General features: G+C 51.0%; 14 protein-coding genes and 1 pseudogene. 8 read left to right on the top strand and 7 right to left on the bottom strand.

Translation table 11 applies throughout. From position 1 onward, the window contains the following. The first annotated feature begins 37 nt into the window (after positions 1–37). The 6 genes from G367_RS25330 (at position 38) to G367_RS0118415 (ending at position 8,178) form a co-directional block, all read left to right on the top strand. On the top strand, positions 38–580 hold the full coding sequence (locus G367_RS25330; RefSeq protein ID WP_020414644.1) for a hypothetical protein: 543 nt from the start codon (positions 38–40) through the stop codon (positions 578–580). A 678-nt stretch (positions 581–1,258) separates the two neighbouring features. After that, on the top strand, positions 1,259–2,140 hold the full coding sequence (locus tag G367_RS0118440) for a hypothetical protein (protein WP_026305243.1): 882 nt from the start codon (positions 1,259–1,261) through the stop codon (positions 2,138–2,140). Positions 2,141–2,207: 67 nt separating this feature from the next. Next, the gene (locus G367_RS0118435) at positions 2,208–3,089 is read left to right on the top strand and encodes a hypothetical protein (RefSeq protein WP_026305242.1); all 882 of its coding nucleotides are present in this window, start codon (positions 2,208–2,210) and stop codon (positions 3,087–3,089) included. Between the two features lie 525 nt (positions 3,090–3,614). Beyond that, complete coding sequence (locus tag G367_RS0118430; protein WP_020414643.1) at positions 3,615–4,844, top strand: hypothetical protein; 1,230 nt, start codon at positions 3,615–3,617, stop codon at positions 4,842–4,844. 532 nt (positions 4,845–5,376) lie between these two features. Then, the gene (locus G367_RS0118420; protein WP_020414641.1) at positions 5,377–6,267 is read left to right on the top strand and encodes a hypothetical protein; all 891 of its coding nucleotides are present in this window, start codon (positions 5,377–5,379) and stop codon (positions 6,265–6,267) included. A gap of 765 nt (positions 6,268–7,032) precedes the next feature. Beyond that, positions 7,033–8,178, top strand: coding sequence for a hypothetical protein (locus tag G367_RS0118415; RefSeq protein WP_020414640.1), 1,146 nt, complete (start codon positions 7,033–7,035; stop codon positions 8,176–8,178). Between the two features lie 61 nt (positions 8,179–8,239). Here G367_RS0118415 and greA read toward each other — a convergent pair whose 3' ends face one another. Together greA and carB are read right to left on the bottom strand one after the other, a co-directional pair. After that, entirely contained in the window at positions 8,240–8,716 is a 477-nt protein-coding gene (gene greA / locus G367_RS0118410) for a transcription elongation factor GreA (protein WP_026305241.1), read from the bottom strand. Between the two features lie 85 nt (positions 8,717–8,801). Then, complete coding sequence (gene carB, locus G367_RS0118405) at positions 8,802–12,029, bottom strand: carbamoyl-phosphate synthase large subunit (RefSeq protein ID WP_020414638.1); 3,228 nt, start codon at positions 12,027–12,029, stop codon at positions 8,802–8,804. 168 nt (positions 12,030–12,197) lie between these two features. On the opposite strand from carB, the gene G367_RS0118400 reads away from it, so the two are divergent. Next, a complete protein-coding gene (locus G367_RS0118400; protein ID WP_020414637.1) occupies positions 12,198–12,413 on the top strand; it encodes a hypothetical protein in 216 nt (71 codons plus the stop codon). Here the strand turns inward: G367_RS0118400 and carA are convergent. The 5 genes and pseudogenes from carA to dapB all read right to left on the bottom strand — a co-directional run bounded on the left by carA (position 12,410) and on the right by dapB (position 17,029). Next, the gene (gene carA / locus G367_RS0118395) at positions 12,410–13,558 is read right to left on the bottom strand and encodes a glutamine-hydrolyzing carbamoyl-phosphate synthase small subunit (protein WP_020414636.1); all 1,149 of its coding nucleotides are present in this window, start codon (positions 13,556–13,558) and stop codon (positions 12,410–12,412) included. The two genes, G367_RS0118400 and carA, sit on opposite strands and share 4 nt — an antisense overlap. Before the next feature lie 331 nt (positions 13,559–13,889). Further along, the gene (locus G367_RS24245) at positions 13,890–14,453 is read right to left on the bottom strand and encodes a YfiR family protein (RefSeq protein WP_245556715.1); all 564 of its coding nucleotides are present in this window, start codon (positions 14,451–14,453) and stop codon (positions 13,890–13,892) included. Between the two features lie 193 nt (positions 14,454–14,646). Then, complete coding sequence (gene rimK / locus G367_RS24240; RefSeq protein ID WP_245556720.1) at positions 14,647–15,576, bottom strand: 30S ribosomal protein S6--L-glutamate ligase; 930 nt, start codon at positions 15,574–15,576, stop codon at positions 14,647–14,649. 84 nt (positions 15,577–15,660) lie between these two features. Continuing rightward, positions 15,661–16,062 (bottom strand): annotated as a pseudogene (locus G367_RS26865) (ATP-dependent zinc protease family protein); the annotation flags it as partial. A 154-nt stretch (positions 16,063–16,216) separates the two neighbouring features. Further along, positions 16,217–17,029 (bottom strand): 4-hydroxy-tetrahydrodipicolinate reductase, encoded by an 813-nt coding sequence (gene dapB, locus G367_RS0118380; RefSeq protein ID WP_020414633.1) that lies wholly within the window; start codon positions 17,027–17,029, stop codon positions 16,217–16,219. A gap of 240 nt (positions 17,030–17,269) precedes the next feature. Between dapB and G367_RS0118375 the strand changes: the two genes are divergently transcribed. Then, positions 17,270–17,725, top strand: a complete 456-nt coding sequence (locus tag G367_RS0118375; RefSeq protein ID WP_020414632.1) for a hypothetical protein — start codon at positions 17,270–17,272, stop codon at positions 17,723–17,725. Positions 17,726–17,749: the final 24 nt, after the last annotated feature.

Here is a 17,749-nt window from a genome sequence, read left to right as displayed (position 1 = left end):
ACTTGAGACAGGACGAGCTTAAAAGGCTGAAGCAACCATGCCAAGTATTAACAAGCACCACCTCCCCCTGAGCCTTACCGCTGCCCTCTTTCTCTTTTCAGGGGTTTGCAGCGCCACAGACCTGGATTCCAGCAATGAGCTGGCGATCTCCAGTGAACTGAGCGCCGCCAACCTTATTTCTGTTTCCAATCTCACCGTCATTAACCAGGAAGGCGGTGTAAACCATATCAACGTACGACAGTCAGGGCGAACCAACTACACATCTGCTCATCAGGATGGCAATCGAAATAATCTCTCTGTCACCCAGGCTGGCGAAGACAATGTTATTCTATCAAGACAGATAGGAGATCAAAACTTAAGTGGCCTGATCCAGGTAGGCTACGAGAACCTAATTGATATCGAGCAGTACGGCATGGGAAATTCTGCCGGGATTTCCCAATTCGGTACGCAAAACAGTGCCCATGTACAAGAAATTGGCATCTTGCATAAGGTCAATATCTACCAAAGTGGCCATGGATTACACACGTCTGTCACAGTAACAGGCACTGCGACGACCACCTATATCAGCCAATACGATTAAAACTGGTATTTGATCAATTCTCTACTGGCACTATTTTTTATTGGTTTTCTATCACCACCAAGGTCTGTCTCTCATTAAAAATTGCTTTCGGCGCATTTCACCTAAGTTAATAATGATTAATCCTGCACTGATTTCAACTCTGCTATCGATATAGTACATTCAACTCAACAAACCCTGTATATCTGGCCAGTCGCATATTTTGCCGAAATAGAAAGTTCCATAAATTTACCATCTAACGATTCGAACTATTTTCCTAGTTTTTAGAGAGTTACCTCCTATAGCCGTCTCGCAGGATTAGGGCAAAACTCTAAACATATCCGATCACTTGTTGTTTACACCTCTCGGACATTACGTCATGCAGGCATTAGGTTGTTATATAGAGATCATCTTCTCTGGGCCAAACCGGCCCTTCTTTACCAAGGTCCCGAATGTTGTACCTGGGAGACACTTGAATTTTCAACCTGGCATTAGAGCAGTACCGCCATCTTAATGAAATTTATCTAGCGACAGGGAACGATCAGTCGCTGGTAGCAGTATTCAGTCACGGATCAATAGTGTTTTAAATTCCCCTGCGGGATAAAACCGTATTGCCGTAATTACCCTTACCTGAAAAGGTACGGAAGTAATTCAGCGTAAATTTCGCTGGTTTATATAGCGTCGGAAGAAAAGGAGTATCTCATGAAGACGTTAACCCCTATCGCAGCAGTGGTCGCCATTGCCATAAGCAGTGGCGCACTTGCAGCAAGTAACACCACAATCCAGAATCAGGGAGGCGTTGGCAATATCGCGACTTCCACTCAAGTCGGCCCAGGTGTTGACAATAACCTGGTAATTCAGACTCAAGCTGGCACTGTCAATACATCAACTGCTCTACAAACTCTTGGCAGTGACCTCAATACTATCAACCATCTCCAAACTGGCGCCCTGAACACTGCTACATCCACTCAATCTGGCGGACTCCTGAACACCGCTTCTATTACCCAGGTTGGTAGCGGTAACAGTGGTATAACCACACAAGCCGCCTCGTCATTTGCATCTACAGCACTTATTAACCAGGTCGGTGATTTTAACACTGGCGTGGTTACTCAAACTGCCAGTTCACTGGATCTTGCTTCAATTAATCAAGCTGGCGACTTTAATGTTGCGACTGTTACCCAGACACTCAGCAGCTTAAATACTGCCATTGCCAATCAAGTGGGTGATGTTAACATCGCCACACACATTCAAACAGGTGCACTCCACACATCAACATCCACACAAGTGGGCACCCTCAATGTTGCTACCGTTTTCCAGGCTGGCTTGGGCAGTGATTCTTTCACACTACAGACTGGTTTCGGCAACGTATCCCTTCATGCCCAAACTGGCTTTTTTAACGATGCATTCACCAATCAGCTAGGCACTATCAACATTTCCACCATCACCCAAGCCGGGTTTGGGCACGATGCAATTGTCAATCAGGTTGGCACCGCCAACTTGCATACCATCACTCAATTTGGACTTAACGAAACCGCTGTTGCCACTCAGGTCGGTACTGGTAACGTCGGCATAATAGTGCAGTAGGAATACCGACCAAACCTTTTGAAAATGGATGTCAAATCACTCGTACTAGGAAGTTAGAGGTTTTACCATGAAGAAGTTAGCCCCAATCGCCGCAGCAATTGCCCTCACCGCAACTGCCGGTGCTTTCGCAGCGAACAACACAGCTGTTCAAAGCCAGTTTGGAGTTGGAAACCTGGCCACTGCAACTCAGGTTGGCCCAGGGGTAGATAACAATACCATTACCCAGACCCAGGTTGGCCTGCTTAATCTATCCACTGCATTACAATCTGCGGGAAATAGTTTGAGCACCATCAATCATACCCAGGCTGGTGCCTTTAATGCGGCCACCTCCTTCCAAATTGGTTCCACACTAACTACTGCAAATATTACCCAAGTAGGTGCTGCAAACGTTGGTACAACCACACAGACGGCCCCTTCCATCGGCAGTGTGGCAAATATCAACCAAAATGGATTTGTAAACTTTGCCAGCACTTTGCAAACTATCAGCTTCTTTGATGTTGCCACCGTAACTCAAAACGGTCTGCTCAACCTGGCTCTGGTAGTACAACCACTGGGTGCCTTCAATACTGCTGCAGTTACTCAAACCGGTGTCCTGAACAGCGCATTCCATTCCCAGGTTGGTGCCTTTAACACCACTACCTCAAACCAGCTCGGCGCATTAAACAGCGCTACAGCTATCCAAACCGGTTTCTTCAATGATTCTGGCATCCTGCAAGCTGGTGCCCTGAATTTTGCTCTACATACTCAATTGGGCGCATTCAATGACGCACAGTCAAACCAAGTGGGCCTCTTGAATATTGCCACCAAAACTCAGATAGGTTTGGGCCATGATGCAGTAACAACTCAAGTGGGACTGCTCAATAGCCACTTCACCACTCAGATCGGATTTAACGAAACTGCATTCGCCACCCAGGTTGGCATTGGTAATGTCGGTGTAATTACACAGTAGTTCCTTAGAGAGAGAGAAGCTTGTGGCGGTCATTAAATGACCGCCTTTTTTTAAACCCTGATTTCTCTTTGCTTTTATAACCTCGAGGTACGATTACTTTTTTCTCAACGAAATTTGCGAAGCTAAAAGCTCCTGGAAATAGTAGAGGAGGCTGAAAAACCTTAATATCTAATCCCATGGTGTCACAGATTTATTTACTGTATGGCATAAGTATCGTTAACTTATAAAAAAGCCCACTTTATTCCCAGGTTTTCAAGACTTCTGTCCTATAGCCGTAGAACCGCTCCTCATCAAAACTCTACTCAGCATCAAGATGCTGTTCATGAGGTATCGCAAGGTTGATTTCCTGAATGTCAAAAATTGAAGTTCTGTCTTCAAATATTGATTGCAAAACTGCCACCTGGAAATACCCAGAAATTTTTTACAGTGTGAAAGTACTTTGCAGTACCGGATGATGCTGTTTTATCAATTTTTCCACATTAAAAAGCTTCTCAAGCTGATCAAGATATCTCTCTAGGAGTACCGATGAACAAGTACACACCCTTAGCGGCAAGTATTTTTCTTGCAATCGCCAGTACCGGAGCCGTCGCTGCAAACAACACTGCCGTACTTTTCCAGAATGGGGCAGGAAACTCAGCTACTGCCGATCAAAGTGATCCAACCGTTAACAATAACTTTATTTTCCAGACCCAAGTGGGAAATAACAATACAGTTTATGCAGAGCAAACAAACGGCAATGGCTTAGGGGTGATTACACAAACCCAAACCGGGGATAATAATAACGCCGAATCTTACCAGGAAGGTAATACACTGGGCACCACGGCCACCATTACCCAGATTCTGAATAATCACAATGCGGTAACCGATCAGGATTTCAATACTGGCGGTGCCGCGGTTATTATCCAGTCTGGAGATATGCAGACAGCCCAGATTGATCAAGTTTCTAACGCACTAACTGTTGGCGTAGCAACACAGAGTGGCTTTAATAATAATGCTTTTGTATTCCAAATCATGAACCTGGCTGACGTGGCTACTGTTGTGCAAGATGGCACCACAAACCAAGCCAATGTTTTCCAGGTAATGGGTACCGGAGATGCGGCTACTGTCGCCCAATTTGGAGTAACCAATATTGCCACAGTTGCTCAAACATCGGGCACCGGTAACGTGGCCAATGCTACCCAGATTGGCACAATTAACGTTGCCAATATCACACAAACTGGTGGCTTTGCGAATACTGCCACTCTCACACAAAATGGCACCAACAGTGGCACTCTATTACAGAGTAACAGTAGCTTAAGCTCTATTAATGCAATCCAATCTGGCACATCCAATGGTGTAGTACACAACCAGGTATTGGCAACAAACGCTACATCACTATCAACCCAGGTTGGCACCTTCAACCAGTTTAATATCACTCAACAGGGAAGTGACAACTACAGTGAGCTTTGGCAAGTTGGTGATAACCAAGTTGCTATACACAGTCAAACTGGTGACGATAACTGGGCACTAACCGAGCAATTTAGTAGCTTTAACTTTGCAACAGTCACTCAGCCTGGCAGCTCAAACGACTCCTTCATTTTGCAAGGTGTAGGAACAGGAAATGTCACAAATGTATTGCAGATTGGTAGCTTCAATAGCTCTATTGCAACTCAGGTCGGCAATGCAAATATGCTCTCTGTTACCCAGCTAAGTGATGGTAATGTTTCCATAGAAAACCAAATTGGGGATGGCAATATGGCTGTTGTTGTTCAGTAGTTCAAACTTGGGAAAGCCAACCTGACAACAGGTTAGCTTTCCCAGCACTTCAATTCCGATCTCTGGAAACACTAGACATTTGAATCTTTACTACCTCTCCACGCCACAAAATTAGATTCTTTTATGTATTACGGTTTCATAGCTGCATCTTCCAAGTAATATTGAAATCCAGCATCTCTGGATATGTAGATGCACAACCAAAGGTAAATACCATACCAACAAGTACCATCAACTGGTTTAAGTATAAGAAAAAAGCATCAGCTGGCACTATTAAAATCCAATACATCACCCAAGCAAACTAAACGACAATACGATAATTCGCATTCAATTAGGTGCCAAGAAAAATAGATTTAGAAATACACATCAATTGAAAAGACATATCTGCCAAGGCATTTTTTTTACGCTCACTTCAGCTAAAGTTTCCTGTAAGGAAATTTTGTAGGCCCCGGCGATGGCTTCACTTGAAAGAGGCCATCTTCGTGTAAATGGATATGAATGGACTCGAGTACACGGTAATACGCAGGAGTACACAGTGAGGAAGGTTACCGTTCTGCCCCTGGCAATTTTGTTGTCAGCCAGTGGTATCGTAAGCGCTTCAGATAACACCTCAACAATTGAACAGAGTGGCAATAACAATTCCGCCACGGCCGACCAGACGGACATAGGCGCTATCGACAACCATATTGAAGTTAATCAAAGTGGCAACCATCATAGCGCTGAAGCCATACAAACCAATGAGGCTGACAGCACCATTTACCAAATTCAGGAAGGTACCCTGAATGACATGTACAGCCTGCAGATGGGTGGCATCGGAAACAATGTACTGATCTATCAATCAGGAATGGACAATCGAGCCAGTACTTACCAGATTTCGGCACAAAATAATGAGGCTATGATTCGCCAGAATGGAATGGGCAATGAGGCGGAAATCCACCAGCACCTTGGTAGTGATAATGTTTCAGTTATTGAGCAAATTGGCGATATTCATGGCGCTCTGATTGGCCAATATGCAAGCTTTAACTCCGAGGCTTATATACTGCAGGAAGGTTCCTATCACGAAGCCTTAATCAGCCAGGAAGGCAGTGGTCACTACGCCAATATTCATCAAGCGGGTATGTCCCACACTGCTGAAATTGAACAGGCTGATATGTATAACGAAGCTGATATAGTTCAAAATGGTGAAAGCAACCTGACTACGATTGTCCAGGTTTCCTGGTACAACAGCGCTTATGTTAATCAGGATGGATTTATGAACCATGCCACTATTATGCAGTCAGGTGGTGGCGGACTTGGTGGCGGACATATGGTGATAGTGAACCAGTCCGGTGGATTGAATAACGCAACGGTGATCCAGTCTGGGTTTTCTGAGTCAGCAAATATTACCCAGGTGGGCACAGGTAATACCGCCATAGTGCATCAGTAATCCAGATATTTCATGCTGAGGAGATTAATTAGCTCCTCAGCCATTCTTATTTTTTGGAGTTAATTTCCGGGCAATAATTTAATTTCCCTTACCATTTAACTCCCAGCTATTTTTTTGGGGAGCTACCCCCATATAGCCACACTTAATTTCCATTATCCCAGACCTACTAAACCGTAGAATAACTGCAAACGTCATCGAAATTGGATACAAGTAATCACAAGCAGGTCACATAGTAAAAATTTTTTATCCGAAAACTAAATCATCCTTGCCATTCACTCAGTAAACTTTAATTTTTCGATAGCTATCTGTCGCACTTTGACTCCATTACGCCTCCCCTTATCTGCGCAGATTTTAGGTAGCCATATTGAATCACCTGACAGCGTCGCCAAAATCACTATTTTTCCTCTCTCTATTTCTACAAATAAAACTTTATTCCTAGAGAATTAGAACTTCTCTCCTATAGCCGCATCTCACTGCAGCTACAAGACTGAAGAGGACGGAACGAACATTTGGACTCCTAAGCAGTATCAAGGATGCCAATTATCATGTATTTGTTTTCCCCTCACCTCGATTTTCCATCGATACGCTATTTCATGCGGCCACCTCCTATTGCTGGCCGTATTCCCGATTTACAGTTGCGCTGACTCTGCCGGGCTAGTGCTTTCGCTGTAAAAACCTCGGCACAGGATGACGTGCCATCCCTATCAGCACTTGAACGCTGACCCCAATCGTGATGCTCATTTTTATGTAGTAATGGAGACACTCATGAAATCTTTGACCCCTATCGCTGCCGCAATTACTCTCGCTATCAGCGGTACCGCTTTTGCGGCAGATAATGTTACCGAGCAACTGCAATATGGAAACGGTAACACGGTAAATTCTTTTCAGGTTGGCGCTGGAAGCCATGACAATTACGTAAAACAAGTACAATATGGTGATCACAATGCCGCTGTCGCTTCACAAGGCGAAGAGCATGACAGCGAAGCCATACAATACCAATATGGTGACGGTAACTTCTCCAACATAACCCAAATTTTTGGGCACGATAACCATGCCACTTCCAAGCAGGTAGGGGACCACAATACTTCAGTAACCCTGCAGGTTAACGAGCACCATAGTAAGTCTTACCATTACCAGGAAGGTAACGGTAATGACGCTAAAACGCTTCAAACTTTTGGTGGGTACAATGTTGCCAAAATTAAGCAGAGTGGCGACTATGGCAAGGCATCCATAACCCAGCTGGGTAGCTACAATGGCGAGGTAATTATCAAACAAAAAGGCGACCATGCTGACACCGATGTTATACAAACCGGCGAAGGGAACTACGTCCATATCTATCAGGGTCATGGTGGTATGAACGATGCCGACGTACACCAGAGCGGTAATCACAACGATGCTCATGTTAAGCAAAAAGGCTGGATGAACGACGCACATATCAACCAGCCGGGTGATTATAACTACGCAAGCATCAAGCAGCGTGGCTATAAAAATGATGCCGAAATTGATCAACATGGCGATCATAATGATGCCAAAACTCGTCAAAAAGGCTGGAGGAATGACGCGGACGTCGATCAATACGCTGATAAAAGCTATGCAAATATAGAGCAGTACGGATATAAAAATGATGCCGATATTCGCCAAGCTTATGGGGAGCATAACGATGCCTCCATTGATCAGAAAGGCTTCTACAACGAGGCGGATATCTCCCAGGCCGGTTACTATAACTACGCCAATGCCAAGCAGATTGGATATGGCAACGACGTCTATCTAGGCCAGATCGGTAGTAAGCATAAGGCGTTAGCAGTCCAGGTCGGCGGATACAATGAAAGCTTGGTCGGCCAGCTCGGCCACTGTGAAACTGCACTGGTTCTTCAGGTAGGCCATGCAAACAAGAGCGTTGTTTTACAATAGGAAACTATCAGAAAGAAAAAGGGCGGCCTATGGCCGCCCTTTTTTGTGGTGAGGGACCTTATTACAGGTGCTCTACCGTATCAATCTCATACTCCACTGCGCCAGAGGGAGTATGCACCACAACCACGTCTCCCACTTCCTTGCCAATCAGGGCACGGGCAATCGGTGAATTTACTGAGATTTTGTGTTTCTTCACATCAGCCTCATCGTCACCAACAATCTTGTAGGTTACTTCCTGATCATTATCCAGGTGAATAATCGTTACTGTAGTACCGAAAATTACCTTGTCGCTGGGCTCAATCGACTTTACATCGATCACTTGTGCATGGGAGAGCTTGGCTTCAATTTCCTGGATACGCCCTTCAACAAAGCCCTGCTTCTCCCTCGCCGCGTGGTACTCGGCATTTTCCTTCAAATCACCGTGTTCTCGCGCCTCGGCAATAGCCTGTACAACAGCGGGGCGTTCGACTTTTTTCAGATTATCCAATTCTGAACGCAGCGCATCTGCGCCTTCAACGGTCATTGGTACCCGGTTCAATGTGGGACCTCCATTATAGTTACTACGAAACCGGGCCCTGTGTTACCACAAGGCCCGGTCGGAACTTACGAATTGTTGTGAATGCTTAGGACAGCTTTACCACACGCTGGTGCAAATCCTGCAGGCGGCGAACCTGCAACGGCTGCTCCTGGCGCATGGCCATCGCCATGGCCTGAGCGGCCGCCAGGGTGGTGGTGTAACACACCTGATGGTTCTCGGCACTGCGACGGATATCCGCAGAGTCGCGAATCGCCTGGCGACCTTCGGTGGTGTTTACCACCAGTGCAATCTCGTCGTTTTTAATCATATCGACGATATGCGGGCGACCTTCACTCATCTTGTTGACGGTTGTAACGGGAATATCGTTTTCTTGCAAGACCTTGGCGGTGCCACGGCTGGCAATCACCTCGAAGCCCAGCTCCACCAGATCGCGGGCAACGCCCACTGCATCGGCCTTGTCGAAGTCACGCACAGAGATAAATACGCGGCCGGACTCCGGCAGGCGATCGCCAGCGGCAACCAGGCCCTTGTCGAAGGCTTCCGCGAAGGTGGCGCCTACGCCCATCACTTCGCCGGTAGACTTCATCTCTGGGCCAAGAATCGGGTCCACTTTGGGGAACTTATTGAAGGGGAATACAGACTCTTTGACGGAGTAGTAGTCCGGAACGATCTCTTCAGTAAAGCCCTGCTCTTTCAGGCTGATACCCGCCTGACAGCGCGCGGCCACTTTCGCCAGTGAAGTGCCGATGCACTTGGAAACGAAAGGCACAGTTCGGGAAGCGCGCGGGTTCACCTCGATCACGTAGATCTCGCCGTCCTGGTAGGCCAGCTGGGTGTTCATCAGGCCAACCACGCCCAGTTCGCGAGCCATGGCTTTCACTTCCTCGCGCATACGATCCTGCACATCCGACGGCAGGCTGTAAGGTGGCAGGGAGCAGGCGGAGTCACCGGAGTGAACGCCACACTGTTCGATGTGCTGCATGATGGCGCCGATTACAACATCCTGGCCATCGGATACCGCATCGATATCCACCTCAATGGCGGCGTTGAGGAAGTGGTCCAGCAGTACCGGCGCTTCGTCGGAAACCTGTACCGCTTCTTTCATGTAAGTGAGCAGCTCGTCTTCTTTGTAGACGATCTCCATGGCGCGGCCGCCCAGTACGTAAGACGGGCGCACAACCAGCGGGTAGCCCACGTCTTTCGCGGCCTGGATGGCTTCGGAGACGGAGCGCACGATAGCGTTCTTTGGCTGTTTGAGGCCGAGACGCATAATCATCTGCTGGAAACGCTCGCGGTCTTCGGCGCGATCGATCTGCTCTGGAGTGGTACCAATAATCGGCACACCTTCGTTGGCCAGGTAGCGCGCCAGGTTCAGCGGAGTCTGACCGCCGAACTGTACGATTACGCCTTCCGGCTTTTCTTTGGCAACGATTTCCAGCACGTCTTCCAGGGTTACCGGCTCGAAGTAGAGGCGGTCGGAAGTGTCGTAGTCAGTGGAAACGGTCTCCGGGTTACAGTTGACCATGATGGTCTCGTAACCGTCTTCGCGCATCGCCAGAGCGGCGTGTACACAGCAGTAGTCGAACTCGATACCCTGACCAATACGGTTGGGGCCACCGCCGAGTACCATAATTTTCTTCTTGTCGGACGGCTCTGCTTCACACTCCTCATCGTAGGTGGAGTACATATAAGCAGTGGAAGTACTGAACTCAGCTGCACAGGTGTCCACACGCTTATAAGACGGGAATACGCCCAACTTGTGGCGGAATTCGCGCACACTCTTTTGGCTCACCCCCAGTAAGTCGGCGAGGCGGCGATCGGAGAAACCCTTACGCTTGAGGAAACGCATATGCTCAGCAGTCAACGCTGAGGTAGGCAGTGACTTGAGCGGCTCTTCAATTTTGATCAGCTCTTCGATCTGCACCAGGAACCAGGGATCGATACCGGACAGATCGTAAACTTCGCCGACGCTCATGCCCATGCGGAAGGCATCGCCCACATACCAGATACGCTCGGCACCGGGTACGGAAAGTTCGCTGCGCAGACGGCTCTCAGCGCCGTCTTTGCCCGGGTCAATCTTGCTTTCCAGACCGAAGCTGCCCACTTCCAGGCCGCGCAGGGCTTTCTGCATGGACTCCTGGAAAGTGCGACCGATCGCCATTACTTCACCCACAGACTTCATCTGGGTGGTCAGGCGCGCATCGGCCTCACCAAATTTCTCAAAGGTGAAACGCGGAATCTTGGTGACAACGTAGTCGATGGACGGCTCGAAGGACGCCGGGGTAGCACCGCCGGTGATATCGTTTTGCAGTTCATCCAGGGTGTAACCCACTGCCAGCTTGGCCGCGACCTTGGCGATCGGGAAGCCGGTGGCCTTGGAGGCCAGTGCGGAGGAGCGGGAAACGCGGGGGTTCATCTCGATCACCACCACGCGGCCAGTCTTCGGGCAGACGCCGAACTGTACGTTGGAGCCGCCGGTCTCAACACCGATCTCGCGCAGTACCGCGATGGAGGCGTTGCGCATCAGCTGGTATTCCTTGTCGGTCAGCGTCTGCGCCGGGGCAACAGTGATGGAATCACCGGTATGTACACCCATCGGATCGAAGTTCTCGATGGAACATACGATGATGCAGTTGTCGTTCTTATCGCGAACCACTTCCATCTCGTACTCTTTCCAGCCGAGCAGGGATTCGTCGATCAGCAGTTCATTGGTGGGGGAGAGGTCGAGACCGCGCTTACAGATCTCTTCAAACTCCGGCCAGTTGTAGGCCACACCGCCACCGGAGCCCCCCATGGTGAAGGACGGACGGATAATCACCGGGAAGCCGAACTCTTCCGGTACCTTCTTCGCCTCTTCCATGGAGTGGACGATCTTGGCGCGCGGAGTTTCCAGGCCGATCGCCTTCATCGCCTTGTCGAACAGGTCGCGGTCTTCCGCTTTCTCGATAGCGTCTTTGTCCGCACCAATCAGCTCGACATTGAATTCCTTCAGGACACCGTGCTTGTCCAGGTCCAGTGCGCAGTTCAATGCTGTCTGGCCGCCCATAGTGGGCAGGATGGCGTCGGGGCGTTCCTGCTCGATAATCTTGGCTACGGTGCGCCATTCCACCGGCTCGATGTAGGTGGCATCGGCCATGGCCGGGTCGGTCATGATGGTGGCCGGGTTGGAGTTCACCAGGATCACCCGGTAACCCTCTTCGCGCAGCGCCTTACAGGCCTGGGCACCGGAGTAGTCAAATTCGCACGCCTGGCCGATCACGATGGGGCCTGCGCCGATAATCAGAATGCTTTGGATATCTGTGCGTTTTGGCATCTTTCTTCCGTTCTACTACCGGCTAAGGCCGGCTGCGCTAAATTTCATTCGTGTCTTGTAAGGAGACTCTAAACAACTCCGTAATGCCTCTGGCTTGCAGAGCGGTTCACAATCAAGGCGCGGCTTCGCAGGAATGTCTAGACCTTTCAAGAAGTCGCAACGCGGAGTGTGAATCGCTATGCAAGCCCCGAAGGGCGGGCCTTGAAGGCCACAGCTGCTGCGTTGCAGCTCTTGCAAAGGGCTACGGCCATTCGCGGCGAGCTGCGCCTAACATCTGCAGCCTTCAAGGACCCGCAGAGGTATTACGGCGTTATTCAGAGTCTCCTTATAACCGCCGCAAAAGCGGCGGTTGTTTGCCCTACCCTGGGCGGGCTGCACCCTTAGGCGCGCTCTTTCATCAAATCGATAAAGTGGTCGAACAACGGTGCCACATCGTGAGGGCCCGGGCTCGCTTCCGGGTGGCCCTGGAAGCTGAAGGCCGGCTTGTCCTTCAGGTGAATACCCTGCAAGGTGCCATCGAACAGGGACTTGTGGGTAACTTCCACATTGTCCGGCAGGCTGTCGGCGTCCACTTCGAAACCGTGGTTCTGTGCAGTGATCATCACCTTGGTGCTGTTCAGGTCCTGTACCGGATGGTTGCCGCCATGGTGACCGAACTTCATCTTGGCCGTTTTACCGCCCACCGCCAGGCCCAGCAGCTGGTGGCCCAGGCAGATACCGTAAGTGGGAATGCCCGCGTCGAGGATTTCGCGGATAGCGGTAATCGCGTATTCACAGGGCTCGGGGTCACCGGGGCCATTGGACAGGAATACACCGCTGGGATTCATCGCTAGCACTTCAGAGGCCGGGGTCTCCGCCGGTACTACGGTGATATCGCAGCCGCGATCCACCAGCATGCGCAGGATATTGCGCTTCACACCAAAGTCGTAAGCCACCACTTTGAAGGGCTGTTCCGGCGCGGCCTTGTGGCCTTCGCCCAGCTCCCAGGTGCCTTCATTGAAGGGGTAGGCTTCCTTGGTGCTCACTACCTTGGCCAGGTCCATCCCTTTCAGACCTGCAAATTCCTCGGCCTTGGCCAGGGCTTCTTCGCGGTCGATATTATCACCGGCAACGATGCAACCGCTCTGTGCACCCTTGTCGCGCAGCAGGCGGGTCAGGCGACGGGTGTCGATATCGGCGATACCAACGATATTGCGCTCGCGCAGGTAGTCTTCCAGGGACTGCTCGTTGCGGAAGCTGCTGGCCAGCAGCGGCAGGTCGCGGATTACCAGGCCGGCAGCCCAGATATCAGCGCACTCTTCGTCTTCCTGGTTGGTGCCAGTGTTGCCGATGTGTGGGTAGGTCAGAGTCACAATCTGGCGGGCGTAGGAAGGATCGGTGAGGATCTCCTGATAACCGGTCATGGATGTGTTGAACACGACCTCGCCAACAGAACTGCCGTGGGCACCGATTGCGCGTCCTTCGAAGACACTACCATCAGCGAGCACCAGCAGCGCGGGAGTTGTACTCTGCATAAAGTTGTGGGGCATGAAGGCCTCCGACGTAGGGACAGCTTTAGTCAAGTTGAACTCCAATCTTCAGAACTGCTTCCGGGCGGGGTTTGTGGGCTTTGGAGCACGCGGCTCCTGACTGGCACGCGCATAAAAAAGCGAGATGAAACATCGCAGCTTCATCTCGCTTTAAAAATCTTTTCACGCGCGGCTCTCACAAATTGGCCGATGCTTGCCACCGGCTTTTTAGTGGGCTCGCGCTGCGCGATCAAGCTTCGCGGCACCGGCCCAAATTCGGGCGCAGATTCTACGCGAATTTACCTCTGGACGCTAGTGCAAAAATACGCCAAGCCTGGCGGGGCGCTCTTCTTTACTCTGGTTTCTGCCCCAGGCGGAACAAGCTGTTTCCCATTTTCAGCTCAGCCTTTTCCAGCATGGTCTTGTTCATGCGCAGGGCTACTTCACCACCGCTATCGGCAAACTCAATCATACCGCCAGTTGCAGCAAAGCGCTGGGCATCACTGATAGTGAGAACCGGGAAGTACTCTACAGCCACCAGGGCCTTGAGTAAGCTGGCACGCTCCATGGCACCGAGTACTACGATCTGGCACTTGCGCGCCTGCAGCATCTCTTTCAGGTCAATCTTTTCCAGCTCCACCCGACGACCGTCGATACGCTGGTTCTTAAAACGCTCCGCCAGGGGTTCACCTAAAGAATCGCCTCCCATCAAGCATACCCTGAAAGGCGCGCGCTGATTGGCAAAAGCGTTGACCGGCCACTGCAGGTTGTAAGCGAAGTGCAGAATGTAATCCACCATCACCCTTCTCCCCAAAGGGGTATCGGAAAGGTTCACTGCCGCCTGCACTACTGGCGCAGCAAGTAAGATTAGAAGTAGAGAAAGACAGGAGAGGGTGCGACAGCTGGGAATTTTCACGATCGTTAAAGCCCTGGGGTTGCGCCGTCCGGGGCCATACAATTATCGCCCCAAAACGGTTTTAATCGGCGGAGGCCCACGGTTTGGGACCTACACCGGGGCTCTGGTTGCGCGCCTGCAAAAAGCCCGGCCACCCCTGAAGGTTAGTCTACCGGGCCTGCCAGTGTCGGCGCCATTCCCGCTCCAGCGACAACTACACCACCTGCGGACTGCCTCCACTGCCATCGCCTGTTACCGCCGGGCGCCATTTGAGCGCCTTCTCAATAGACATAATCATGGCGCCAGCCACATCCTTACGCGTGGCACTCTCAATCCCTTCAAGACCAGGAGAGGAGTTCACTTCCAGCAACAACGGCCCCTTACTCGAGCGAATAATATCCACCCCGGCCACCTTGAGCCCCAATACTTTGGCAGCCTTAATCGCCAGGCGCTTCTCCTCCTGGGTGACTTTCACTACCGAAGCAGTCCCACCCTGATGAATATTGGCACGAAACTCCCCAGGTGCCGCCTCCCGCTGAATTGAAGCCACCACGCGACCATCAATGACAAATAAGCGCAGATCCTTACCTTGCGCTTCGCGGATAAACTCCTGCACCAATAAATTCGCCTTCAGGGACTTGAACGCGTTGATCACCGACTCCCCCGCTTTGCGGGTTTCTGCCAGCACCACGCCGCGCCCCTGGGTACCCTCCAGCAGCTTCACAACCAAAGGTGCGCCACCCACCATTTCAATCAGCTCATTGGTATCCACCGGGGAGTTGGCAAAACCGGAGGTAGGAATACTCAGACCGCTCTGCTGTAACAGCTGAAGGGAAAATAGCTTATCCCTAGACTGGCTGATCGCTGCAGAGCCATTCAGGGCAAACACATCCAGGCTTTCAAAATGACGCGTCAGGGCGCAACCATAGAACGTCTGGCTTGGGCGGATACGCGGAATCACGGCATCCAGGTTATTGAGAATTCGCCCGTCCCGATAGTGCACCTCTGGCTCACTCGGGTCGAGCTTCATGTAGCACTGGCGGATATCAAGAAAGCTCATGCGATGCCCCCGCTCGGCACCGGCTTCCATAATGCGTCGGTTACTGTAGAGATCCGGATTGGATGCCAGTACACCGATACGCAGGCCAGTACCCGCAATATGGTGTTCATCCCGGTAGAATTCATCCAACTGGCTTTGGGGAATCTCACCCAGGCAAAAACTCTCTGAGGGGTCCACCAACATACGCCCCAGCATGGCCTCCCGACCAAGCAACATGCGATACCCCATACTGTCGCGATTAGTCAGGGTCAACTCGATATCCCAGACACTGCCCCCCACAGACATGGATGTGCGAATGACCGGGCGCTTCTCACTTTCACCTGAGGAGCTCCGCACCAGGCGTTTATCCAGCAGGCGAGCCTCACAACGCACAGAGGGGCGACGCTGGTGCTGCAATGGGTGAGCCTCAAAACTTACCCAGGGTTCACCGTCGCGCTTAAAGGTATGGATGTTATAAGCGTGCAGACAGGAAGTTTTCGCTCCAGAATCCACTCGCGCCTTAATCGCCGGAATGCCAAGTGCAGGAAATCCGCACCACTCCTCACTGCCGACAATCAGCTTCTTTTCCAATAGCAGTTCCTCAAAAGGGATTACAGGGTGGTCGACAGGGTGAAAACCCAGCGGCCTTTAATAGCTTCGCCCACAAAAATGGCGGGCAAATGAAAATTAGAAAATCATCTCGCGGCGCCCCTGCAGGCACCAAAAATATCGGTTCAAGGTGAGATTAGTTCAGCCCCAACACATCGCGCATATCATAGTGTCCAGGTGCGCGCACACTGCCATCACCAGCCAGCCACAAAGCAGCCCGAACCGCGCCACGGGCAAAAGAGAGTCGGCTGCTTGCGCGGTGACTGATCTCAACCCGCTCCCCTTCAGCCAGGAACATCACAGAGTGCTCCCCAACTACGTCACCACCACGCACGGTGGCGAAGCCGATCGTATCGCGCTCACGGGCGCCAGTCTGGCCCTCGCGCCCATAGATCGCCACTTTTTCCAGGTCGCGGCCCAGGGTCTCGGCGACTACCTCTCCCATACTCAACGCAGTGCCCGAGGGCGCATCCACTTTGTGGCGGTGATGCGCTTCAACAATTTCTATGTCCGCATCCTCCCCCATTACCCGCGCAGCGGTCTCCAACAACTTGAAACACAGATTTACACCGGTGGAAAAGTTACTGGCCAGGCATAGAGGCACCTTCTCCGTATTGGCCAGCACCTGTTTTTTCTGCTCCGCATCAAAACCGGTAGTGCCAATGACAATGGGACGCCCATGGGCAGCACAATAGGCAGAGTTATCCACAGTTGCCTGCGGCGCAGTAAAGTCAATCAACACATCGAAGCCAGCCTTTTCCAGGCTATCCACAACGGCGATACCATTACGCCCGAGCCCTGCGACTTCGCCGGCATCAGCTCCCACCAGGCTGGAACCCGGGCGTACAATTGCGGCGCTTAATTCGGCATTATTCGCAAGCTGTAGCGCCTCTGCCAGCGCCCGCCCCATACGTCCGCCAAATCCTGTAACCGCTATCTTTACTGCCATTCCCACCGCTCCTGTGTGCACCCTTAAGGCCTGGGATTCTACCCTGCACCCTCAGTGGCGCATAGCGAAATAGACCCCCTTTAAATGAAGAAGAGTGCAGACAATAAAAGCTGCTACCAGGCAGCTAACACACCATGGAAATATCAATGGTAATCTTTATTCCCAAGAGAGAGTTTGCTGCCAAAACGCTCTTGACCACCGCTGCTAGTCTTTATGTGATGGGATAAATGGAGCGCCAATATGCGACTTATGATCCGATCTAACCACCTGCCGCATCTACTTGTGGTGGTTATTTCCCTGACCCTGGCTTTTGGCAGCATGCCGGGCTCAGCCCAGCAACAAGGTGCCAATGCGGATTTTTGGGAGAAATACGATGACATAACAGATTGGGTGACGCTGCGTCTGCAGCTCACCCCTGAACAGGAAAAAGTCGTCTTGCCCATCCTGCAGGAGAGTTTTGCGGAAAAAAAGGCAGTATTGGAAGCCTATAGCTTGTTGAGCGACAAAAAAATTGATTTAACCCCCAAACAACGTGGAGAGATCGGCGCACAAATGGCTGCCATCAGCGCTCAAACGCTGAAGGAATTAAAGGGAAAATTAAATCAGAAACAACTAAAGGAGGCGGGCAGAATTCAGCACGAATTCCTGCGTGAATTTGCTAACAGGTTACGGGTCCGGGCAGCCCAGGAGCGCTGACCCAGTAAAGATATTACTGGGTCA

It is taken from the genome of Microbulbifer variabilis ATCC 700307 (genome assembly GCF_000380565.1).
Taxonomy (GTDB): Bacteria; Pseudomonadota; Gammaproteobacteria; order Pseudomonadales; family Cellvibrionaceae; genus Microbulbifer; species Microbulbifer variabilis.
Note: the sequence above shows the minus strand (reverse complement) of the source record. Positions and strands in the feature narration are given on the sequence as shown.